The sequence below is a fragment of the Streptococcus mitis genome, from assembly GCF_003942865.1.
Taxonomy (GTDB): Bacteria; Bacillota; Bacilli; order Lactobacillales; family Streptococcaceae; genus Streptococcus; species Streptococcus mitis_BI.
In genome coordinates, this window is sequence record NZ_RJNZ01000003.1 from 188,847 (window position 1) to 211,382 (window position 22,536).

Genomic DNA, 22,536 nt, shown 5'->3' on the forward strand with positions numbered 1-22,536 from the left:
ATGATTGAACTAAAGAATATATCTAAAAAATTTGGAAGCCGTCAGCTATTTTCAGATACGAATCTTCATTTTGAAGGTGGGAAAATTTATGCCTTAATCGGTACAAGTGGCTGTGGTAAGACAACACTCTTGAATATGATTGGACGACTAGAGCCATATGACAAAGGACAAATCATCTATGATGGTACTTCTCTTAAGGACATCAAGCCTTCTGTTTTCTTTAGAGATTACTTAGGATACTTATTTCAAGATTTTGGCTTAATTGAAAGTCAAACTGTCAAAGAGAATCTCAATCTGGGTTTAGTTGGTAAAAAGTTGAAAGAAAAAGAGAAAATCTCTTTGATGAAACAAGCTCTAAACCGTGTTAACCTCTCTTATTTAGATTTAAAGCAACCTATCTTTGAATTATCAGGAGGAGAAGCACAACGTGTTGCACTAGCGAAGATAATTTTAAAGGATCCACCTTTGATTCTGGCAGATGAACCAACTGCTTCACTAGACCCCAAAAACTCTGAGGAATTACTTTCCATCCTAGAATCTTTAAAAAATCCGAATCGGACCATTATTATTGCTACCCACAATCCTCTGATTTGGGAGCAAGTGGACCAAGTTATTCGAGTTACCGATTTATCACATAGATGATATGGAGAGATTCAGTTAGAAGAAAGAGTCACAAACACACTTTGTGGCTTTTTTATTTCCATAAAAATGGTAAAATAGTAAGAGTAGAAATGGAGTTCGAGACATGAAAGTAATAGATCAATTTAAAAATAAGAAAGTCCTTGTTTTAGGTTTGGCTAAATCTGGTGAATCTGCAGCTCGTTTGTTGGACAAGCTAGGTGCCATTGTGACAGTAAATGATGGGAAGCCTTTCGAGGACAATCCAGCTGCCCAAAGTTTACTGGAAGAAGGGATTAAGGTTATCACAGGTGGCCATCCTTTGGAACTCTTGGATGAAGAGTTTGCCCTTATGGTGAAAAATCCAGGCATCCCATACAGTAATCCCATGATTGAAAAGGCTTTGGCCAAGGGAATTCCAGTCTTGACTGAGGTGGAATTGGCTTATTTGATTTCTGAAGCACCGATTGTTGGTATTACCGGTTCAAATGGTAAAACAACCACAACGACCATGATTGGGGAAGTTTTGACTGCTGCTGGGCAACATGGTCTTTTATCAGGAAATATCGGCTATCCAGCTAGTCAAGTGGCACAAACTGCGTCAGACAAGGACACGCTTGTCATGGAACTTTCTTCTTTCCAACTCATGGGCGTTCAAGAATTCCATCCTGAGATTGTGGTTATTACCAACCTCATGCCAACTCATATCGATTATCATGGTTCTTTTGAGGAATATGTAGCAGCCAAGTGGAATATCCAGAACAAGATGACAGCGTCTGATTTCCTTGTCTTGAACTTTAACCAAGACTTGGCAAAAGAATTGGCAAGAAAAACACAAGCTACAGTTGTACCATTTTCAACACAGGAAAAGGTTGATGGAGCTTATTTGGAAGATGGTCAGCTCTACTTCCGTGGGGAAGTGGTCATGGCAGCGAATGAAATCGGAGTTCCAGGTAGCCACAATGTGGAAAATGCCCTTGCGACTATTGCTGTTGCCAAGCTTCGTGGTGTTGATAACCAGATCATCAAAGAAACTCTTTCAGCCTTTGGAGGTGTCAAACACCGTCTCCAATTTGTGGATGAAATCAAGGGTGTCAAATTCTATAATGATAGCAAGTCAACCAATATCTTGGCTACTCAAAAAGCCTTGTCAGGATTTGACAACAGCAAGGTCATTTTGATTGCAGGTGGTTTGGACCGTGGTAATGAGTTTGACGAATTGGTGCCAGATATTACTGGACTCAAGAAGATGGTCATCCTTGGTCAGTCTGCAGAACGTGTTAAACGGGCAGCAGACAAGGCTGGTGTGGCTTATGTGGATGCGACTGATATTGCAGATGCAACCCGCAAGGCCTACGAGCTTGCGACTCAAGGAGATGTGGTTCTTCTCAGTCCTGCCAATGCCAGCTGGGATATGTATGCTAACTTTGAAGTACGTGGCGACCTCTTTATCGACACAGTAGCGGAGTTAAAGGAATAATATGAAAAAAATTGTCTTTACAGGTGGGGGGACGGTTGGACACGTTACTCTCAACCTTTTGTTAATGCCTAAGTTCATCGAAGATGGCTGGGAAGTTCACTATATTGGGGACAAGCGTGGGATTGAACACCAAGAAATCCTCAAGTCGGGTCTTGATGTCACCTTCCATTCTATTGCGACTGGCAAATTGCGTCGTTATTTCTCTTGGCAAAATATGCTGGACGTCTTTAAAGTTGGATGGGGAATCGTCCAATCTCTCTTTATCATGTTGCGACTTCGCCCACAGGCTCTTTTTTCAAAGGGGGGCTTTGTCTCAGTACCGCCTGTTATTGCTGCGCGTATGTCGGGAGTACCGGTCTTTATTCATGAATCTGACCTATCTATGGGCTTGGCCAATAAAATCGCCTATAAGTTTGCGACTAAGATGTATTCAACCTTTGAGCAAGCTTCAAGTTTGTCTAAGGTCGAGCATGTGGGAGCTGTGACCAAGGTTTCAGACCAAAAAACTCTAGAACCAGATGAATTGGTGGATATCCAAACCCACTTTAATCCTAAATTGCCAACTGTATTGTTTGTCGGTGGTTCTGCAGGTGCTCGTGTCTTTAACCAATTGGTGACAGACCATAAGAAAGAACTGACAGAGCGCTACAATATTATCAATTTAACTGGAGATTCTAGTCTGAACGAGTTGAGCCAAAATCGTTTTCGTGTTGACTATGTGACCAATCTCTATCAACCCTTGATGGAATTGGCTGATATTGTTGTGACACGTGGTGGTGCCAATACGATTTTTGAGCTCTTGGCTATGGCAAAATTACATGTTATTGTGCCACTTGGTCGGGAAGCTAGTCGTGGTGACCAGATTGAAAATGCAGCTTACTTTGTAAAAAAAGGCTATGCGGAAGAGCTTCAAGAAAGCGATTTGACCTTGGACAGTTTGGAAGAGAAACTTTCTCACTTACTAAGCCACAAGGAAGATTACCAAGCTAAGATGAGGGCTTCCAAGGAATTGAAATCTCTAGCAGATTTTTATGAATTATTGAAAAAAGATTTATCATAAGGAAAGTAAATGTCAAAAGATAAGAAAAATGAGGGCAAAGAAATCCTCGAAGAATTTAAAGAGTTATCAGAATGGCAGAAACGAAACCAAGAATATCTAAAAAAGAAGGCTGAAGAAGAGGCAGCCCTAGCTGAGGAGAAGGAAAAAGAAAGACAAGCTCGAATGGCTTCGAAATCTGAAGAGTTAGATGAAACTGAGGACAAAGAGAGTGAGCCTGATCCAAAAGATCCAGAATCAGCTAAGGAAGAGTCTGAAGAAAAAGTAGAAGAGTCAGAAGACGTCAAAAAAGAAGTAGCCAAAGAAGAATCAAAATCCAAAGAACCAAAGAAAGAGGATAAAAAGGCAGATAAAAAGCCTGTAAAGGAAAAACCGGTCAAACCGAAAATTCCAGGAGTTCATATCTGGCGGGCTATCTCGATTTTGTTTCTCAGTCTGCTTTTATTGGTTGTCTCTGCCTACTTGCTCAGCCCTTATGCGACCATGAAGGATATTCGTGTTGAGGGAACAGTGCAAACTACAGCTGATGATATTCGACAGGCTTCAGGCATTCAGGATTCGGATTATACGATTAACCTTCTGCTAGATAAGGCAAAATATGAAGAGCAGATTAAGTCTAACTATTGGGTTGAATCAGCTCAGCTTGTCTATCAATTTCCAACCAAGTTTACAATCAAGGTCAAGGAATATGATATTGTGGCCTACTATGTTTCTGGAGAAAATCATTATCCAATCCTTTCAAGCGGTCAGCTTGAGACCAGTTCGGTGAGTTTGGTGAGTCTGCCAGAAACTTATATATCAGTTCTCTTTAATGACAGCGAACAAATCAAGACCTTTACCTCAGAACTTTCTCAAATTAGCCCCGAACTCAAATCTGCTATCCAAAAGGTGGAACTAGCCCCAAGCAAGGTGACATCAGATCTAATTCGATTGACTATGAATGATTCGGACGAGGTCTTGGTTCCCCTTTCTGAAATGAGTAAGAAATTGCCTTACTATAGTAAGATTAAGCCACAATTGTCAGAACCAAGTGTGATTGACATGGAAGCTGGAATTTACAGCTACACTGTGGCGGATAAATTAATCATGGAGGCTGAGGAAAAAGCCAAACAAGAGGCTAAGGAAGCTGAGAAGAAACAGAAAGAGGAAGAGAAGAAAAGGCTGGAAGAACAGCAGAATAAACTAGAAGAGGAAAGGAAAAAGCTGGAGGAAGAGGGCAATCAAAACCAAACGACCCGACGTTCATCGCGGCGCTAGGCTTTATCTTTTCTCTCATAGTTCTTTAGTGACCATGTTTTTACTTGACAAGTGCTAGTAGAAATAATAGAATAGTAAAAAACCTTTAAAGCAGTCCAGAGAGGCAGCTAAGGTTAGACGGTGAAAGGGTGGAGACTACCCATTTTTCGTGGAACCTTGCTGTTGGCAGGTTCCTTTTTTCGTGGCTTCTGTTGCCCAGACTCTCTCACTAGCAAAGGTAAAAGGAGAAACCTATGCGAGAACATCGTCCAGTTATTGCTCTTGATTTTCCTAGTTTTGAGGCGGTCAAGGAATTTTTAGCTCTTTTTCCAGCAGAAGAAAGCCTTTATCTAAAGGTAGGGATGGAGCTTTATTACGCAACGGGGCCTGAGATTGTGTCTTACTTGAAAGGTCTGGGGCACAGTGTCTTTTTGGATCTCAAGCTGCATGACATTCCTAATACAGTCAAGTCAGCCATGAAGGTCCTGTCTCAGCTTGGTGTGGATATGACAAATGTTCATGCGGCTGGCGGCGTAGAGATGATGAAGGCTGCGCGTGAAGGTCTTGGAAGTCAAGCCAAATTGATTGCTGTTACTCAGCTTACATCAACATCAGAAGCTCAGATGCAGGATTTTCAAAACATCCAAACCAGCCTGCAAGAGTCTGTGATTCATTATGCCAAGAAGACGGCTGAAGCGGGATTAGATGGTGTTGTTTGCTCGGCTCAGGAAGTGCAACTCATCAAGCAGGCCACCAATCCAGATTTTATCTGTCTGACACCGGGCATTCGTCCTGCAGGTGCTGCAGTAGGAGATCAAAAACGCGTCATGACGCCAGCGGATGCTTATCAAATCGGTAGTGACTATATCGTAGTGGGACGTCCTATTACCCAAGCTGAGAATCCTGTTGCAGCTTATCATGCCATCAAGGATGAATGGACACAGGACTGGAATTAAAGAACTAGATTAGAAAAATAAAAGGAGAATACCATGACACTTGCTAAAGATATCGCTAGCCACCTCTTGAAAATTCAAGCCGTTTACCTCAAACCAGAGGAGCCTTTCACTTGGGCATCTGGTATCAAGTCCCCCATTTATACGGATAACCGTGTGACCCTTGCCTATCCAGAAACTCGTACCTTAATTGAAAATGGCTTTGTAGATGCTATCAAAGAAGCCTTTCCAGAGGTAGAAGTGATTGCAGGTACTGCAACAGCTGGGATTCCACACGGAGCTATTATTGCTGACAAGATGAACCTGCCATTTGCCTACATCCGTAGCAAACCAAAAGACCACGGAGCTGGTAACCAAATTGAAGGTCGGGTAGCTCAAGGTCAAAAAATGGTAGTGGTTGAAGATCTTATTTCAACAGGTGGTTCTGTTCTTGAAGCAGTAGCAGCAGCAAAGCGAGAAGGAGCAGATGTGCTTGGTGTTGTAGCGATTTTCAGCTACCAATTGCCAAAAGCAGATAAGAACTTCTCAGATGCAGGTGTCAAACTTGTGACGCTTTCTAACTACAGTGAGCTCATTCACCTAGCCCAAGAAGAAGGTTATATCACACCAGAAGGACTGGACCTCCTTAAACGCTTTAAAGAAGACCAAGAAAATTGGCAAAATGCCTAAAACATAGAAAATCAGGTAGTCACTAGGATTACCTGATTTCTTTTTTAGACTAGAAAATGAAAAGATTATTTGAATTTCCATAACTTAAGAAAGTTTATCATTTTTTATTATCTCTGTAAAATGATTGAAAGTATGAAATTTACAAACAAAATATTTGAAAAGTTTTGAAAAAAGAGTTAAGATATTTTTGTAATATACAAAGTAAACGCTTACTTATTAAGGAGGGCATTTTATGTCATACAAAACAAGCAATGCAGAAGGTCATGTAGATTTCATTAATACTTATGATTTGGAGCCAATGGCGCAACAAGTTATTCCTAAAGCAGCATTTGGCTATATTGCTAGTGGGGCGGAAGATACTTTCACTTTGCGTGAGAATATTCGTGCCTTTAACCACAAACTCATCGTTCCGCATACACTTTGCAATGTAGAAAATCCAAGTACAGAGATTGAATTTGCAGGCGAGAAATTATCTTCACCAATCATTATGGCGCCTGTTGCGGCTCATAAATTGGCAAATGAACAGGGTGAAGTGGCGACTGCGCGTGGTGTGCATGAGTTTGGTTCCCTCTATACAACTAGTTCCTACTCTACTGTAGATCTTCCAGAAATTACGGAAGCCCTTCAAGGAACACCTCACTGGTTCCAATTCTATTTTAGTAAGGATGACGGAATCAACCGCCACATCATGGACCGTGTCAAGGCTGAAGGTTATAAAGCGATTGTCTTGACGGCAGATGCTACTGTAGGGGGCAATCGTGAGGTGGACAAACGTAATGTTTTTGTCTTCCCAGTTGGCATGCCGATTGTTGAGGAATACCTACCAGAAGGCGCTGGAAAATCAATGGACTTTGTTTACAAATCAGCTAAACAACGTTTGTCTCCACGTGATGTAGAATTTATCGCTGAATACTCAGGACTTCCTGTTTATGTCAAGGGACCACAATGCCGTGAGGACGTTGAACGTTCGCTTGCTGCAGGAGCTTCTGGTATCTGGGTAACCAACCACGGTGGCCGCCAAATCGACGGTGGACCAGCTGCCTTCGATTCACTTCAAGAAGTAGCTGAAGCGGTTGACAAACGCGTGCCAATTGTCTTTGACTCAGGTGTTCGTCGTGGTCAACACGTCTTTAAAGCCTTGGCCTCAGGAGCAGACTTGGTAGCTATTGGCCGCCCTGTCATCTATGGTTTGGCCCTCGGTGGTAGTGTCGGTGTGCGTCAAGTCTTTGAGCATTTGAATGCGGAATTGAAGACAGTCATGCAGTTGTCTGGAACTCAGACTATTGAAGATGTCAAACACTTCAAACTCCGTCACAACCCATACAACCCAACCTTCCCAGTTGACCCACGCGACTTAAAATTGTATTGATAAAACAGCTTGCCTCCACTTGATGTGGAGGTTTTTCTTCGTCTATAGGAGGAATAAATCACCATTTAAAACAATATAAATATATTTTGCAATCAAATATCTTGCTAGGGCTTTCATTTTTTGCTATACTGGTGCAGTGATTAAATAATAAAGACATTTGGGGTGCTTTAGGCTGAGATGATACCCATTGAACCTGATACAGTTAAGACTGGCGAAGGGAAATGTGAACAGTTTTTTTCGTATGGCGAAATGAACTATCTAATCTTGTAAGTCAACTCTAATTCTTGATTGTAATTGGAGTTTTTTTGTTTATATAAAACTGGATAGGCTTGTTTATACTCAATGAAAATCAAAGAGCAAACTAGGAAGCTAGCCGCAGGCTGTACTTGAGTACGGCAAGGCGAAGCTGACGTGGATTGAAGAGATTTTCGAAGAGTATTAGGTAGCTCTCTGCAAATGCCCTCTATGTTCTTTAAAAGGATCAAGTGGAATTACGATTTTGCTTGGTATCTCTTGGTGTTTTATTAATTACTAGTGAGTAAAGAGAGGAGAAGTAAATATGGAAACACAAGACTATGCATTTGAGCCAGGTTTGACTGTTGGAGAATTATTAAAAAGCAGTCAGAAGGATTGGCAGGCTGCAATCAATCATCGTTTTGTCAAGGAACTTTTTGCGGGGACAATTGAGAATAAGGTCTTAAAAGAATACCTAGTTCAAGATTATCACTTCTTTGATGCCTTCTTATCCATGCTGGGTGCTTGCGTAGCCCACGCAGACCAGCTTGAATCTAAGCTTCGTTTTGCCAAGCAACTAGGCTTTCTTGAAGCAGATGAAGACGGTTATTTCCAAAAGGCTTTTAAAGAGTTAAAAGTAGCAGAGAATGACTATCTAGAAGTGACCTTGCATCCTGTAACAAAAGCCTTTCAGAATCTTATGTATTCGGCAGTGACTTCATCAGACTATGCTCATCTTTTGGTCATGCTGGTCATTGCAGAAGGTCTCTATTTAGACTGGGGTTCTAAAGATTTGGCTCTACCTGAAGCCTACATTCATTCCGAATGGATCAATCTCCACAGAGGTCCTTTCTTTACAGAGTGGGTTCAATTTCTGGTTGACGAACTCAATCGTGTCGGGAAAGGTCGAGAAGATTTGACAGAACTTCAGGAACGCTGGAATCAAGCGGTCGCTTTAGAATTAGCCTTTTTTGATATTGGTTATGACGCCTAGAGAAAGTTTAGGATATTTACAAATTTGATGAGGTAATTCTCTTCGAAAATCTCTTCAAACCACGTCAGCTTCACCTTAGATTATATATGTGACTGACCTCGTCAGTCTTATCTACAACCTAAAAGCAGTGCTTTGAGCAACCTGCGGCTAGCTTCCTAGTTTGCTCTTTGATTTTCATTGAGCATAAATCATTCAATGTAAATAAAAAAATTTCTTAACGAAAGATAGAAATAAATCGAAATCAGTAGATCGTATAAAGTGAAAAGGAAGGATTTCAATATGACAAGTTTAAAATTATTAAAAGAAAAAGCACCATTAGTCATTTGTATAACCAATGATGTAGTAAAAAATTTCACAGCAAATGGATTAGTAGCACTGGGTGCATCACCAGCTATGAGTGAGTTTCCTGCAGATTTAGAGGATTTGTTAAAGTATGCTGGTGGTTTATTAATAAACATAGGAACATTGACAGATGAAAATTGGAAATTATACCAAGCTGCTTTGAAAATTGCAGAGAAATATAATGTCCCAGCAGTTCTAGATCCTGTAGCCTGTGGAGCAGGAGAATATAGAAAAAAAGTAGCAGATGATCTAATCAACAATTATAAACTAGCAGCGATAAGGGGGAATGCTGGCGAGATTGCCTCTTTAGTGGGAATAAATGTGGCATCTAAAGGAGTAGATAGTGCAGGCGTAGATAATATTGATGAAATTGCTCTAGCAGCAAATGAAAAGTTCAATATTCCAATAGTAGTAACAGGTGAAGTGGATGCTATTGCGGTAAATGGAGAAGTGGTGACGATTCATAATGGTAGTGCCATGATGCCAAAAGTTATTGGGACAGGATGCTTATTAGGTGCTGTAGTAGCAAGCTTTATCGGACTAGAAAAAGGTCAAGAATTGAAATCATTAGAAACAGCAATGTTGGTTTACAATATCGCTGGAGAAATGGCAGCAAAACGCCCCAATGGGCATTTACCAGGGACATTTAAAGTTGAATTTATAAATGCCTTATACGAGATTACAGATGAAGATGTAAAGAAATTCAAAAGAGTGAAGTAAGATGTTTCAAAAAGAATTACTAAAACTATATTTTATTTGTGGAACGACTACTTGCCAGGGAAAAGATCTATATAGAGTCGTCGAGGAAGCCTTAAAAGGTGGTATAACCTTATTTCAATTCCGTGAAAAAGGTGAGGGGGCCCTGGAAGGTAAAGAAAAAGTCGAATTAGCAATAAAACTACAGGATCTTTGTAAAAAATACAATGTTCCATTTATCGTTAATGATGATATAGATTTGGCAATGGAAATTGACGCTGATGGCGTACATGTAGGACAAGATGACCTTGGAGTTGATGAAATTAGAAAATTGATGCCAGATAAAATAATTGGTCTTTCTATAAAAAACGAGAAAGAATTTCAACAATCAAAAGTTGAATATGTAGATTATGTTGGTGTAGGTCCTGTATTTGATACCCAGTCAAAGGACGATGCTGGTGGTGCTATAGGTTATGAATGTCTTAAATTGATGAGAAAACTATTGCCACAAATGCCCTTAGTTGCAATTGGTGGGATACAGACGAAACATATTAAAGACATTATGAAGACCAATGTTGACGGTGTTTCAATCATTTCAGCAATATCGTATGCAAAAAATATAGAAAAAACTGTTCGAGAAATGAGTGAACAATAGGTATCTATCCTTGGATTCTAAGTAAGTGGAAGTTTTCCTTTTCTAAAAAGATATGTCCTGATTCAGTTTAAATAGCTAATCTATCAAACAAGACATTTGGTTTTTGCAAAAGAAAGACTTGCTATCTTTGTGAGTGCAAGAGTGTGTTTCCCAGTTCAATTTCTTGAACTAGAATAAATCGTTTGTTATAATATTTATATAATTAAATAATAAAGACATTTGGGGTGCTTTAGGCTGAGATGATACCCATTGAACCTGATACAGTTAAGACTGGCGAAGGGAAATGTGAAATGGTTTTGTATTTATAGAAACGAACCATCTAATCTTGTAAGCTGAACTCTAATTTCTATCTGTAATTAGAGTTTTTTCTTTTACGAAACTGGATGAACTGAATACAAAGCATTTAGGTAGGTCTCCTTGAATGCCCCACTTTTCTTTAAAAAAAGGAGTTTTTTATGTTGAAAAAATGGCAATTAAAAGATGTTATCTTACTTGCTTTCTTGTCTATCTTTTTTGGTGGCGTTTTTGTGGGTTCAGGCTATCTGTTTGATATCCTCACCCTGATTTTAGCACCTCTTGGTTTACAGGCCTTTGCCAATGAAATCCTCTTTGGTCTCTGGTGTATGGCTGCACCCATTGCTGCCATCTTTGTTCCAAGAGTGGGAAGCGCAACGATTGGAGAAGTGCTAGCTGCGCTTGCTGAAGTTCTTTATGGTAGCCAATTCGGTCTAGGTGCCCTTTTGTCTGGCTTGGTTCAAGGTTTGGGAAGTGAACTTGGTTTTATCGTAACCAAGAATCGCTATGAAAGTTGGCTCTCTCTAACTGCCAATAGTATTGGGATTACGCTTGTTAGCTTTGTCTATGAATACATTAAGTTAGGTTACTACGCCTTCTCCCTTCCTTTTGTTCTTTCCTTGCTTGTAGTACGTTTTATTTCCGTCTTTTTCTTCTGTACTATCTTGGTTCGTGCCATTGTCAAACTCTATCATCAGTTTGCAACTGGAGGAAAAGCATAGATGGGGCTGGAATTACGGGAGATTCAGTCCCCAATTTTTTCAGAACCGATTGATTTTACCTTTCATGGGCAAGCCTTTACCTTGTTAGTTGGGAGCAGTGGTTCAGGGAAATCTAGTCTCTTTCAAATGATTGCCCAAGTCAGTTCTCTTCCCTATAGCGGTCAAGTCCTGATAAACGGGAGCGAGGTCAGTCAGCTTTCTATCATCGAACGTATCCAGACGGTTGGTATTCTATTTCAAAATCCCAATCATCAATTTACCATGGAGAACTTGTTTGAGGAGCTGGTTTTTACCCTAGAGAATATCGGCCATCCCGTTCAGGAAATTGATTCAAAAATAGCAGAGGTAGTCCAGCAATGTCGCTGCAAGGCGATTTTGCACCGTCCAATTCATCACTTATCAGGTGGGGAAAAGCAAAAGGCTGCCTTGGCTGTTCTCTTTGCTATGAATCCTAGGGTCTATCTCTTGGATGAACCTTTTGCTTCCATTGACCGCAAGAGTAGGATAGAGATATTGGAGATTCTAAAAGAGTTGGCTTCTAATGGAAAGACAGTTATTTTGTGTGACCATGATTTAACGGACTATGAAGCCTATATCGACCATATGGTGGAGCTAAGAGACGGCCAGTTAAGGGAGGTGTTTCAAATCCCTACCTCTGAGATGACACAGGTTGCTTCAAAGGAAGTTGCTTCTAGCTCAGAACTATTCCATATGGAGCGTGTGACTTGTGAGCTGGATAAGCGTCCCCTCTTTTCGATTGCTGATTTTACATTCTACCAAGGAATCTCCTGTATTTTGGGTGATAATGGTGTCGGGAAATCAACCCTTTTTCGGTCTATTCTTCAATTTCAAAAGTATAAGGGGCGCATTACCTGGAAGGGGACAGTCCTGAAAAAGAAAAAGAGTTTGTACCGTGACCTGACGGGTGTTGTTCAGGAAGCTGAGAAGCAGTTTATCAGAGCCAGTCTGCGAGAAGAGCTTCAATTAGATGGATCTGATTCTGAAAGAAATCAGCGAATTTTCCAAGCTTTACAATATTTTGATCTGGAGCAGGCACTCGATAAGAGTCCCTATCAATTAAGTGGTGGCCAGCAAAAGATTCTTCAGCTCTTGACCATCTTGACCAGCAAGGCATCTGTGATTTTACTAGATGAACCTTTTGCTGGTTTGGATGATAGAGCCTGCCATTATTTTTGTCAGTGGATTGTGGAGGACAGAAATCAAGGAAGAAGTTTTCTGATCATTAGCCATCGTTTAGATCCCTTGATCTCTGTGGTTGATTATTGGATTGAGATGACTAGTCAGGGTCTCAGTCATGTGAAAGAAGTGACAATTACCAAACCACTCATATCTCAGAGTAGCAATACTCAAGGGGAGGTGAGATAGTATGGTCAAAGTAGCAACCCAGACACCGATTATCAGTCTCTTCTTGCTGATTTTATCCTTGGAAACATCTTTCATTCCTTCGATTGCTCTGAATCTTTCGGTAGTCGCATTTTGTATTCTCTTTATGCTCTATTACCGTCGATTTAAGATGTTGGCTTGGATGATTCTGCTTGCCATTTTGCCATCTTTGGCCAACTATTGGGCAGTTCAGTTACACGGGGATGCTTCGCAGGCAATCATGCTTGGAACGAGGGCCTTTGTGACGGTTTGTATCGGCCTTGTCTTTGTTTTCTCCATTTCCCTAAAAGAGCTTCTCTTGTACTTGGCTCAAAAGGGGCTATCACGTTCTTGGGCCTATGCCTTGATTGTGGTTTTCAATGCTTTTCCTCTGATTCAGAAGGAAATTAAATCTTTAAAGGAGGCCTGTTTGTTACGCGGTCAAGAACTGCATTTTTGGTCTCCCTTGATTTACAGCAAGGTTCTGATGACGGTTTTTAGATGGCGGCATCTTTATCTGAGAGCTCTGTCGGCGCATGGATATGACGAACATGCACAGGTGGAGAATAGCTATCGGACTTTTTATATTCCTAAAAAAACAAAATTAATCTACCTACTTTTCTTTTTATTGCTTCAAACCAGTCTATTTTTATAAAGGAGATATTATGGAATTTACAGATATTGCGATGGAATTATCCAAGGAAGCTTGGCAGGCTTCCTTTCATCACCCCTTTGTTTTACAGTTGCAAGAGGGAAATTTAGACTCGTCCATCTTTCGCTATTACTTGATTCAGGATGCCTACTATTTGAAGGCCTTCTCAGAAGCCTATCACCTCTTGGCTGATAAGACTTCAAACCAAGAGATGAAAAGACTCTTGAAACAAAATGCTCAGAGTCTAGTGGAGGGTGAGTTATTTATCCGCCAACAATTTTTCAAGGAATTGGAAATCAGCGATCAGGAAATGGAGCAACATCCAATCGCTCCCACCTGCTATCATTATATCTCTCACATTTATCGTCAATTTGAAGAAGCAAATCTAGCCATTGCCTTTGCAAGTTTGCTGCCTTGTCCTTGGCTATACCATGATATAGGCAAATCACTTAATCTTAAACCATCACCAAATCCTCTCTACCAACAATGGATTGAAACTTATATTACGGATGAGTTAGAGCAACAGATCAGAGAGGAGGGAGCGCTGGTTAATCAACTCTATCGAGAAAGTGACGAGACAGACAGGAAAAAAATGCTAGATGCCTTCCACATTAGTGTTCACATGGAAGCCAAGTTTTGGGAAATGGCCTACCAACACCAGACATGGAAGAGTGATTTACAGTCTTTAGAAAAGTGAGAAGAATAGAAACATGAGAAAACACCAATTACAAGTTCACAAATTAACCATTTTATCTATGATGATTGCCCTTGATGTAGTCCTTACACCTATCTTTCGGATTGAGGGAATGGCACCGATGTCCAGTGTAGTCAATATTCTAGCAGGAATCATGATGGGACCTGTTTATGCTTTGGCTATGGCTACAGTGACAGCCTTTATCCGTATGACGACTCAAGGGATTCCGCCTTTAGCTCTCACAGGAGCGACTTTTGGAGCCCTTCTAGCAGGTCTCTTTTATAAGTATGGTCGAAAATTTCATTATTCCGCTCTAGGAGAGATTTTGGGAACAGGTATTATTGGTTCTATTGTTTCCTATCCTGTTATGGTGCTTTTTACAGGATCAGCGGCTAAGCTCAGCTGGTTTATCTACACTCCTCGATTTTTCGGAGCAACCTTAATCGGTACAGCGATTTCCTTTATTGCCTTTCGATTTTTAATCAAGCAGGAATTCTTTAAAAAAGTGCAGGGATATTTCTTTGCTGAAAGGATAGAATGATGCAGGCATTGACAAATCCTTTTCCTCTGGAAATGACTTCCCTCATTCACTGCATTACCAATGAGATTTCCTGTGAGATGCTAGCAAATGGGATTTTGGCTCTGGGATGTAAACCAGTTATGGCAGATGATCCCCGTGAGGTTCTTGATTTTACTAAGCAAAGCCAGGCACTCTTCATCAATTTGGGACATTTGTCAGCTGAGAAGGAAAAAGCAATCCGTATGGCAGCTTCTTATGCAGCTCAAGTTTCTCTTCCAATGGTAGTAGATGCGGTTGGCGTAGCGACTTCCTATATTCGTAAGAGCTTAGTCAGAGACCTTTTAGACTATAGACCTACGGTCCTCAAAGGAAACATGTCAGAAATTCGAAGTCTTGTTGGCTTAAAACACCACGGAGTTGGGGTCGATGCCAGTGCTAAAGATCAAGAAACTGAGGATTTGCTTCAAGTCTTGAAATACTGGTGTCAGACCTATCCAGGTATGTCATTCTTAGTCACAGGCCCCAAGGACCTCATCGTTTCAGAGAATCAAGTTGTTTTACTGGAGAATGGCTGTGCAGAATTAGACTGGATAACAGGGACAGGAGACTTGGTTGGAGCCTTAACAGCTGTTTTTCTCAGCCAAGGAAAGACTGCCTTTGAAGCTTCTTGCTTGGCAGTCTCTTATCTCAATATCTCTGCTGAGAAAATCGTTGTTCAAGGAATGGGATTGGAAGATTTTCGTTACCAAGTACTCAATCAGCTTTCGCTCCTCAAAAGAGATGAAAACTGGCTAGATGATATCAAAGGAGATGTTTATGAATAGAGAAGCACTTAGATTGTATCTGGTAACCAATCGCTACCAAGATTCAGTGGAAAGTTTTCTTGAAAAGATTGAGACGGCTTGCCGTGCAGGGGTTACCATAGTCCAATTACGAGAAAAAAATCTCACAACCAATCAATATTATCAACTGGCAAAACAAGTCAAGGAAATAACAGATGCCTATCAGGTACCCTTGATCATCGATGATCGTTTGGATATCTGTCTTGCGGTTGATGCTGCTGGTCTGCATATTGGAGACGATGAACTGCCAGTTCCGGTTGCCCGCAAAGTCCTAGGCCCTGAAAAAATACTCGGTGTAACAGCTAAAACGGTAAAAAGAGCCCTCGAGGCAGAAGAAGGGGGAGCAGATTACTTGGGGACAGGAGCCATTTTCCCAACCACGACCAAGGAAAATGCGCCTATCACGCTGATTTCAACCTTGAAGACAATTTGCCAAAGGGTCGACATTCCAGTAGTTGCTATTGGAGGCTTGACGTCAGAGAACATTGACCAACTTATTGGCACTGGCATAGCTGGTATAGCTGTAGTGCGTGATTTGATGCAGGCAGAAGATATAGAGGCAAAAACAAAGGCCTTTTTAACAAAGTTGGATGACATTATTTCCTAATTAATATTCAATGAAAATCAAAGAGCAAACTAGTAAGCTAGCTGCAGGTTGCTCAAAACATAGCTTTGAGATTGCAGATAAAACTGACCTAGTTTGAAGAAGTACAAAAACTCTCTAATTCCCTTAAAGTGGGAACTAGAGAGTTTTTTTAATCTTTAAAGCTTGTATGGTTGACTGGGCCAGAACCATGACCGAGTTGAGGAGCATCTTGGATGGCTTTTGTGATAAAGGCCTTGGCCTTATCGACTGCCTGATAAAGACTTTTGCCCTTGGCTAGTTCAGCCGTAATTACTGCAGCAAAGGTACACCCAGTACCATGGGTGTGACAGGTTTGAATTCTTGGACTTTCCCAGACAAATTGCTCATCCTTGGTAAAGAGGAAATCCTTGGCACCGCCTTCGAGATGCCCACCTTTAATAACAACAGACTGAGGACCAAATTCTTTTAAAATCAGGCGACCGGCACGTTGCATGTCTTCAGGATCATGGATTGAAAAACCAACAATCTCTTCTGCCTCAGGAAGATTCGGAGTGATAATGGTTGCAAGGGGAAGCAGGTTTGTTTTTAGGTAGGTTCTGGCACTGGCATCAATCAGGGTGTCACCGCTTGTTGCGACCATAACAGGGTCAAGGACGTAGGAACAGTCCAGCATTTTAAGATAGGGCTGGATGATTTCCATGATTTCAGTAGTTGCCAACATCCCAGTTTTTACAGCCTGAGGTTTGATATCCGAAAAGACACTGTCCAATTGAGCTTTCAACATTTGAGGAGAAACGTGCTCGATTAATTGAACGCCTCTGGTATTTTGAGCGACAAGACTTGTCACAACAGCCATTCCATAGACATCTCTAGCTTGGAATGACTTCAAATCAGCCATAATGCCAGCACCACCACTAGGATCAGTCCCTGCAATGGTTAAAGCAACGGGTAAATAAGTCATCTAAAACCTCCCAACCAACTGAAGTTTGTATTCTTAAGAACAAGCTAGTCTGTTTTAGAAAGGCAATAGAAGACTGCTAGTCCCCATTATCATTTCCACTTCCATCAGCTAGCATTACCTAGATTGAGTCAAAGGGTCTAACAGTTGTTAATCTCAGCTTTACGCACCCCTAGTGGTTGTTTTCTTTTTTCTTTAGTATAGCATATTTTTATAGTTTATATAGTAAGATTTGACTGCAAATCCTTTATCATAGGGTTAAAATTCAATTTTTCAAAGAAAAGATTAATTCCATAGTTGACAAATGTAGATTTTTGAAGTATACTAATAATTGTAATCGACAAATGTAGATTTAGGAGGTGTGATTATGCAGATTTCAGATGCAGAATGGCAGGTCATGAAGATTATTTGGATGCAAGGAGAGCAGACCAGTACGGATTTGATCAGGGTTCTGGCGGAGCGGTTCGATTGGTCCAAGTCGACCATTCAAACTCTTTTGGCTCGTCTGGTTGAGAAAGAGTGTCTGACTCGGAAAAAAGAAGGCAAGTCCTTTGTCTATTCAGCCCTTTTAACTTTGGACCAAAGTCGGGATTTACTTGTCCAAGATATCAAGGACAAGGTTTGTTCTCGTAGGATTAAGAACTTGTTGGCTGATTTGATTGCTGAATGTGATTTTACTCAGGCTGACTTGGAAGACTTGGAAGCTGTGATTTCTGAGAAGAAATCAAGCGCTGTAACAGAAGTAAGATGTAATTGTATGTAAAGGAGACGTCATGTTAAATATTATTGTAACCATTGTTTGTATTGCCCTTATCGCGTTTATCTTGTTTTGGTTTTTCAAAAAGCCTGAAAAATCTGGACAAAAGGCCCAGCAAAAAAAGGGCTACCAAGAGATTCGAGTGGAAGTCATGGGGGGCTATACGCCTGAGTTGATTATCCTCAAGAAATCAGTGCCAGCCCGCATTGTCTTTGACCGCAAGGATCCTTCACCATGTTTGGACCAAATTGTTTTTCCAGATTTTGGTGTACATGCGGACCTGCCAATGGGTGAAGAGTATGTAGTGGAAATCACGCCTGACCAGGCTGGAGAGTATGGTTTCTCTTGTGGCATGAATATGATGCACGGCAAGATGATTGTAGAATAGGAGAATGATATGACTGAAATTGTAAAAGCAAGTGTTGAAAATGGTGTTCAAAAAATCCGTATCACGGCAGACAAAGGCTACCATCCAGCTCATATACAGCTTCAAAAAGCGATTCCAGCTGAGATTACCTTTCATCGAGCAACTCCTTCAAACTGTTACAAGGAAATTCTATTTGAAGAAGAAGGCATCTTGGAACCAATCGGCGTAGATGAGGAGAAAGTCATTCGTTTTACACCTCAAGAATTAGGTCAACATGAATTTTCTTGTGGTATGAAGATGCAAAAGGGAAGTTATACAGTTGTTGAAAAGACTCGAAAATCTCTATCACTTTTACAGCGTTTTTGGATTACTAGTATCTTTACTGTGCCTCTTGTAATCCTCATGATTGGGATGACGACAGGAGGAATTAGTCACCAAGTCATGCGTTGGGGCACCTTTTTAGCCACAACACCGATTATGTTGGTGGCGGGTGGTCCTTATATCCAGAGCGCTTGGGCCAGCTTTAAAAAGCACAATGCTAATATGGATACCTTGGTTGCGCTGGGAACCCTAGTAGCCTATGGCTATAGTCTAGTTGCCCTCTTTGCAGGTCTTCCTGTTTACTTTGAAAGTGCTGGATTTATCCTCTTCTTCGTTCTTATGGGAGCCGTTTTTGAGGAGAAAATGCGGAAAAATACTTCACAAGCTGTGGAGAAACTACTGGACTTGCAGGCTAAAACAGCAGAAGTCTTGCGTGATGATAGCTATGTTCAAGTTTCCTTGGACCAAGTTCAGGTAGGCGACCTGATTCGAGTACGACCAGGTGAAAAGATTGCGGTTGATGGTGTTGTAGTCGAAGGTGTGTCCAGTATTGATGAATCTATGGTGACAGGTGAGAGCCTGCCGGTAGACAAAACAGTTGGAGATACCGTCATTGGCTCCACCATCAATAATAGTGGAACACTTGTTTTTAGGGCAGAAAAAGTTGGTTCAGAGACTGTTTTGGCACAGATTGTAGACTTTGTGAAGAAAGCCCAGACAAGCCGTGCACCGATTCAGGACTTGACGGATAAGATTTCAGGGATTTTTGTCCCAGCAGTCGTCATTTTAGGGATTGTGACCTTTTGGGTTTGGTTCGTCTTGCTCAGGGATAGTGTAGTTGTGCTTGGAGCGAGCTTTGTGTCTTCGCTTCTCTATGGAGTAGCAGTTCTGATTATTGCCTGCCCTTGTGCATTGGGACTTGCAACACCGACAGCCCTTATGGTGGGGACAGGTCGCAGTGCCAAGATGGGAGTTCTCCTTAAAAATGGAACGGTTCTACAGGAAATCCAGAAAGTCCAAACTATTGTTTTTGATAAGACAGGAACTTTGACGGAAGGGAAACCTGTGGTCACAGATATCATCGGCGACGAAGTAGAAGTGCTTGGATTGGCAGCTTCCTTGGAAGAAGCTTCTCAACACCCACTGGCTGAAGCTGTTGTGAAACGAGCGAGTGAAGCTGGACTTGAGTTTCACACTGTTGAAAATTTCCAAGCCTTGCACGGAAAAGGTGTCTCAGGGCAAATCAATGGAAAACAAGTTTTGCTTGGAAATGCTAAAATACTGGATGGCATGAACATTTCTAGCACTTATCAAGAAAAACTAGAAGAACTGGAAAAAGAAGCTAAGACAGTTGTGTTCTTGGCTGTTGAGAATGAAATCAAAGGCTTGCTTGCTCTGCAAGATATTCCTAAGGAAAATGCTAAGCTTGCCATCAGTCAGTTGAAAAAACGAGGTCTTAAAACAGTCATGCTGACAGGAGACAATGCAGGTGTGGCGCGTGCTATTGCCGATCAGATCGGAATCGAAGAGGTCATTGCAGGTGTCTTACCAGAAGAAAAAGCCCATGAAATCCATAAACTACAAGCGACTGGAAAAGTAGCCTTTGTTGGGGACGGTATCAATGACGCTCCTGCCCTTAGTGTAGCAGATGTGGGGATTGCTATGGGAGCTGGAACGGATATCGCTATCGAGTCAGCAGATTTAGTGTTGACAACCAATAACCTCCTAGGCGTGGTTCGTGCCTTTGACATGAGTAAGAAAACCTTTAATCGAATTCTGCTCAATCTTTTCTGGGCCTTTATCTACAATGTCGCCGGAATTCCGATTGCAGCAGGAGTCTTTTCTGGTGTTGGACTGGCCCTCAATCCAGAACTAGCTGGTCTAGCCATGGCCTTTAGTTCTGTATCTGTTCTGACTAGTTCACTCTTACTAAACTTTAGTAAAATAGATTAAAAGCGGGCTTGCTCGCTTTTAATACTCTTCAAAAATCTCTTCAAACCACGTCAGCTTTGTCTGCAACCTCAAAGCTGTGCTTTGAGCAACCTGTGGCGAGCTTCCTAGTTTGCTCTGTGATTTTCATTGAGTATTATAAAACAGAAGCTAAAAACGATTTCAAACTGTACTGTAATAGAGAATAAAAACTTCTGAGCAGATTCTTAGTAAAGTCAAAATAAATGTGATAAATTAGTATTGTAAAAATTTACTGAAACGTTTTCAAAAACTATATGAAACCTTTTTTAGTAGATTTAAAAATATTTGAAGGAGAGTTATCATTATGACTCAAGGGAAAATTACTGCATCTGCAGCAATGCTTAACGTATTGAAAACATGGGGCGTAGACACAATCTACGGTATCCCATCAGGAACACTCAGCTCATTGATGGACGCTTTGGCTGAAGATAAAGATATCCGCTTCTTGCAAGTTCGCCACGAAGAAACAGGTGCTCTTGCAGCGGTTATGCAAGCTAAATTCGGTGGCTCAATCGGGGTTGCAGTTGGTTCAGGTGGTCCAGGTGCGACTCACTTGATTAACGGTGTTTACGATGCAGCTATGGATAACACTCCATTCCTAGCAATCCTTGGATCACGTCCAGTTAACGAATTGAACATGGATGCTTTCCAAGAATTGAACCAAAACCCAATGTACAACGGTATCGCTGTATATAACAAACGTGTAGCTTACGCTGAGCAATTGCCAAAAGTAATTGACGAAGCTTGCCGTGCTGCAGTTTCTAAAAAAGGTCCAGCTGTTGTTGAAATCCCAGTAAACTTCGGTTTCCAAGAAATCGACGAAAACTCATACTATGGATCAGGTTCATACGAGCGTTCATTCATCGCTCCTGCTTTGAACGAAGTTGAAATCGACAAAGCTGTTGAAATTTTGAACAATGCTGAACGTCCAGTTATCTATGCTGGTTACGGTGGTGTGAAAGCTGGTGAAGTGATCACTGAATTGTCACGTAAAATCAAAGCACCAATCATCACAACTGGTAAAAACTTTGAAGCTTTCGAATGGAACTATGAAGGTTTGACAGGTTCTGCTTACCGTGTTGGTTGGAAACCAGCCAACGAAGTGGTCTTTGAAGCAGATACAGTTCTTTTCCTTGGTTCAAACTTCCCATTTGCTGAAGTTTACGAAGCATTCAAGAATACTGAAAAATTTATCCAAGTGGATATCGACCCTTACAAACTTGGTAAACGTCATGCCCTAGACGCTTCAATCCTTGGTGACGCAGGTCAAGCAGCTAAAGCTATCCTTGACAAAGTAAACCCAGTTGAATCAACTCCATGGTGGCGTGCAAACGTTAAGAATAACCAAAACTGGCGTGATTACATGAACAAACTCGAAGGTAAAACTGAGGGTGAATTGCAATTGTATCAAGTTTACAATGCAATCAACAAACATGCTGATCAAGACGCTATCTACTCAATCGACGTAGGTGACACTACTCAAACATCTACTCGTCACCTTCACATGACACCTAAGAACATGTGGCGTACATCTCCACTCTTTGCGACAATGGGTATTGCCCTTCCTGGTGGTATCGCTGCTAAGAAAGACAATCCAGATCGCCAAGTATGGAACATCATGGGTGACGGTGCATTCAACATGTGCTACCCAGACGTTATCACAAACGTTCAATACGACCTTCCAGTTATCAACGTTGTCTTCTCAAATGGTAAATATGCCTTCATCAAGGACAAATACGAAGACACAAACAAACACTTGTTTGGTTGTGACTTCCCTAATGCTGACTATGCGAAAATCGCTGAAGCTCAAGGAGCTGTTGGATTTACAGTTGACCGTATCGAAGACATCGATGCAGTTGTTGCAGAAGCTGTTAAATTGAGCAAAGAAGGTAAAACTGTTGTTATCGATGCTCGCATCACTGAACACCGTCCACTTCCAGTAGAAGTACTTGAATTGGATCCAAAACTTCACTCAGAAGAAGCAATCAAAGCCTTCAAGGAAAAATACGAAGCAGAAGAACTCGTACCATTCCGCCTCTTCTTGGAAGAAGAAGGGTTGCAATCACGCGCAATTAAATAATTTCTCTCGTCGAAAATCAAATGTAAACTGCGTTATCTTCACCTTGCCGTACTCCAGTACTGCCTGCGGTTTGATGCCTTGTTTAT

The 22,536-nt window shown here is 41.2% G+C and carries 22 protein-coding genes and 3 riboswitches; of the genes, 21 read left to right on the forward strand and 1 reads right to left on the reverse strand.

Annotated elements, in window-relative coordinates; genetic code table 11:
* The 17 genes from D8845_RS04105 to thiE (D8845_RS04185) all read left to right on the forward strand — a co-directional run bounded on the left by D8845_RS04105 (nucleotide 1) and on the right by thiE (D8845_RS04185) (nucleotide 16,017).
* Entirely contained in the window at nucleotides 1-642 is a 642-nt protein-coding gene (locus tag D8845_RS04105) for an ABC transporter ATP-binding protein (RefSeq protein ID WP_000571283.1), read from the forward strand.
* A 103-nt stretch (nucleotides 643-745) separates the two neighbouring features.
* Nucleotides 746-2,098: a UDP-N-acetylmuramoyl-L-alanine--D-glutamate ligase gene (gene murD, locus D8845_RS04110; RefSeq protein ID WP_125452568.1), complete on the forward strand. Its 1,353-nt coding sequence runs from the start codon at nucleotides 746-748 to the stop codon at nucleotides 2,096-2,098.
* Between the two features lies 1 nt (nucleotide 2,099).
* Nucleotides 2,100-3,158: a UDP-N-acetylglucosamine--N-acetylmuramyl-(pentapeptide) pyrophosphoryl-undecaprenol N-acetylglucosamine transferase gene (locus D8845_RS04115; RefSeq protein WP_125452569.1), complete on the forward strand. Its 1,059-nt coding sequence runs from the start codon at nucleotides 2,100-2,102 to the stop codon at nucleotides 3,156-3,158.
* 9 nt (nucleotides 3,159-3,167) lie between these two features.
* Entirely contained in the window at nucleotides 3,168-4,412 is a 1,245-nt protein-coding gene (locus D8845_RS04120; protein WP_125452570.1) for a cell division protein FtsQ/DivIB, read from the forward strand.
* A 233-nt stretch (nucleotides 4,413-4,645) separates the two neighbouring features.
* Nucleotides 4,646-5,347, forward strand: a complete 702-nt coding sequence (gene pyrF / locus D8845_RS04125; RefSeq protein ID WP_125452571.1) for an orotidine-5'-phosphate decarboxylase — start codon at nucleotides 4,646-4,648, stop codon at nucleotides 5,345-5,347.
* A 33-nt stretch (nucleotides 5,348-5,380) separates the two neighbouring features.
* Nucleotides 5,381-6,013, forward strand: a complete 633-nt coding sequence (gene pyrE, locus D8845_RS04130; protein WP_004261667.1) for an orotate phosphoribosyltransferase — start codon at nucleotides 5,381-5,383, stop codon at nucleotides 6,011-6,013.
* A 232-nt stretch (nucleotides 6,014-6,245) separates the two neighbouring features.
* Nucleotides 6,246-7,382: an L-lactate oxidase gene (gene lctO / locus D8845_RS04135; protein ID WP_125452572.1), complete on the forward strand. Its 1,137-nt coding sequence runs from the start codon at nucleotides 6,246-6,248 to the stop codon at nucleotides 7,380-7,382.
* 148 nt (nucleotides 7,383-7,530) lie between these two features.
* Nucleotides 7,531-7,619, forward strand: a riboswitch (TPP riboswitch).
* Nucleotides 7,620-7,941: 322 nt separating this feature from the next.
* The gene (locus D8845_RS04140; RefSeq protein WP_125452573.1) at nucleotides 7,942-8,610 is read left to right on the forward strand and encodes a TenA family protein; all 669 of its coding nucleotides are present in this window, start codon (nucleotides 7,942-7,944) and stop codon (nucleotides 8,608-8,610) included.
* A 279-nt stretch (nucleotides 8,611-8,889) separates the two neighbouring features.
* Entirely contained in the window at nucleotides 8,890-9,672 is a 783-nt protein-coding gene (gene thiM, locus D8845_RS04145; protein ID WP_185757378.1) for a hydroxyethylthiazole kinase, read from the forward strand.
* Nucleotide 9,673: 1 nt separating this feature from the next.
* Nucleotides 9,674-10,303: a thiamine phosphate synthase gene (thiE, locus tag D8845_RS04150; protein ID WP_125452575.1), complete on the forward strand. Its 630-nt coding sequence runs from the start codon at nucleotides 9,674-9,676 to the stop codon at nucleotides 10,301-10,303.
* Between the two features lie 210 nt (nucleotides 10,304-10,513).
* A riboswitch (TPP riboswitch) is annotated at nucleotides 10,514-10,602 on the forward strand.
* A gap of 156 nt (nucleotides 10,603-10,758) precedes the next feature.
* Nucleotides 10,759-11,319: an ECF transporter S component gene (locus D8845_RS04155; protein WP_049497440.1), complete on the forward strand. Its 561-nt coding sequence runs from the start codon at nucleotides 10,759-10,761 to the stop codon at nucleotides 11,317-11,319.
* Nucleotides 11,320-12,705, forward strand: a complete 1,386-nt coding sequence (locus D8845_RS04160) for an ATP-binding cassette domain-containing protein (protein ID WP_125452576.1) — start codon at nucleotides 11,320-11,322, stop codon at nucleotides 12,703-12,705. It abuts the gene before it with no gap.
* Nucleotide 12,706: 1 nt separating this feature from the next.
* Nucleotides 12,707-13,357: an energy-coupling factor transporter transmembrane component T gene (locus tag D8845_RS04165; RefSeq protein ID WP_125452577.1), complete on the forward strand. Its 651-nt coding sequence runs from the start codon at nucleotides 12,707-12,709 to the stop codon at nucleotides 13,355-13,357.
* A gap of 10 nt (nucleotides 13,358-13,367) precedes the next feature.
* On the forward strand, nucleotides 13,368-14,051 hold the full coding sequence (gene tenA / locus D8845_RS04170) for a thiaminase II (RefSeq protein WP_125452578.1): 684 nt from the start codon (nucleotides 13,368-13,370) through the stop codon (nucleotides 14,049-14,051).
* A gap of 13 nt (nucleotides 14,052-14,064) precedes the next feature.
* A complete protein-coding gene (thiW, locus tag D8845_RS04175) occupies nucleotides 14,065-14,589 on the forward strand; it encodes an energy coupling factor transporter S component ThiW (protein ID WP_050102563.1) in 525 nt (174 codons plus the stop codon).
* Nucleotides 14,589-15,392 carry a hydroxyethylthiazole kinase gene (locus D8845_RS04180; RefSeq protein WP_125452614.1) on the forward strand — a complete coding sequence of 268 codons (804 nt, stop codon included), beginning with the start codon at nucleotides 14,589-14,591 and terminating at the stop codon, nucleotides 15,390-15,392. The genes thiW and D8845_RS04180 overlap by 1 nt, the downstream gene beginning before the upstream one ends.
* The gene (gene thiE, locus D8845_RS04185) at nucleotides 15,385-16,017 is read left to right on the forward strand and encodes a thiamine phosphate synthase (protein WP_125452579.1); all 633 of its coding nucleotides are present in this window, start codon (nucleotides 15,385-15,387) and stop codon (nucleotides 16,015-16,017) included. Before D8845_RS04180 ends, thiE (D8845_RS04185) begins: the two co-directional genes overlap by 8 nt.
* Nucleotides 16,018-16,165: 148 nt before the next feature.
* Here thiE (D8845_RS04185) and thiD read toward each other — a convergent pair whose 3' ends face one another.
* Nucleotides 16,166-16,957, reverse strand: coding sequence for a bifunctional hydroxymethylpyrimidine kinase/phosphomethylpyrimidine kinase (thiD, locus tag D8845_RS04190; RefSeq protein ID WP_125452580.1), 792 nt, complete (start codon nucleotides 16,955-16,957; stop codon nucleotides 16,166-16,168).
* A gap of 83 nt (nucleotides 16,958-17,040) precedes the next feature.
* Nucleotides 17,041-17,138, reverse strand: a riboswitch (TPP riboswitch).
* A gap of 183 nt (nucleotides 17,139-17,321) precedes the next feature.
* On the opposite strand from thiD, the gene D8845_RS04195 reads away from it, so the two are divergent.
* The 4 genes from D8845_RS04195 to spxB all read left to right on the forward strand — a co-directional run bounded on the left by D8845_RS04195 (nucleotide 17,322) and on the right by spxB (nucleotide 22,450).
* Complete coding sequence (locus D8845_RS04195; protein ID WP_001167205.1) at nucleotides 17,322-17,717, forward strand: CopY/TcrY family copper transport repressor; 396 nt, start codon at nucleotides 17,322-17,324, stop codon at nucleotides 17,715-17,717.
* 10 nt (nucleotides 17,718-17,727) lie between these two features.
* Complete coding sequence (locus tag D8845_RS04200; RefSeq protein WP_125452581.1) at nucleotides 17,728-18,099, forward strand: cupredoxin domain-containing protein; 372 nt, start codon at nucleotides 17,728-17,730, stop codon at nucleotides 18,097-18,099.
* Nucleotides 18,100-18,108: 9 nt separating this feature from the next.
* Nucleotides 18,109-20,352, forward strand: a complete 2,244-nt coding sequence (locus D8845_RS04205) for a heavy metal translocating P-type ATPase (protein WP_125452582.1) — start codon at nucleotides 18,109-18,111, stop codon at nucleotides 20,350-20,352.
* A gap of 322 nt (nucleotides 20,353-20,674) precedes the next feature.
* A complete protein-coding gene (gene spxB / locus D8845_RS04210; protein WP_000191811.1) occupies nucleotides 20,675-22,450 on the forward strand; it encodes a pyruvate oxidase in 1,776 nt (591 codons plus the stop codon).
* Nucleotides 22,451-22,536 lie beyond the last annotated feature (86 nt).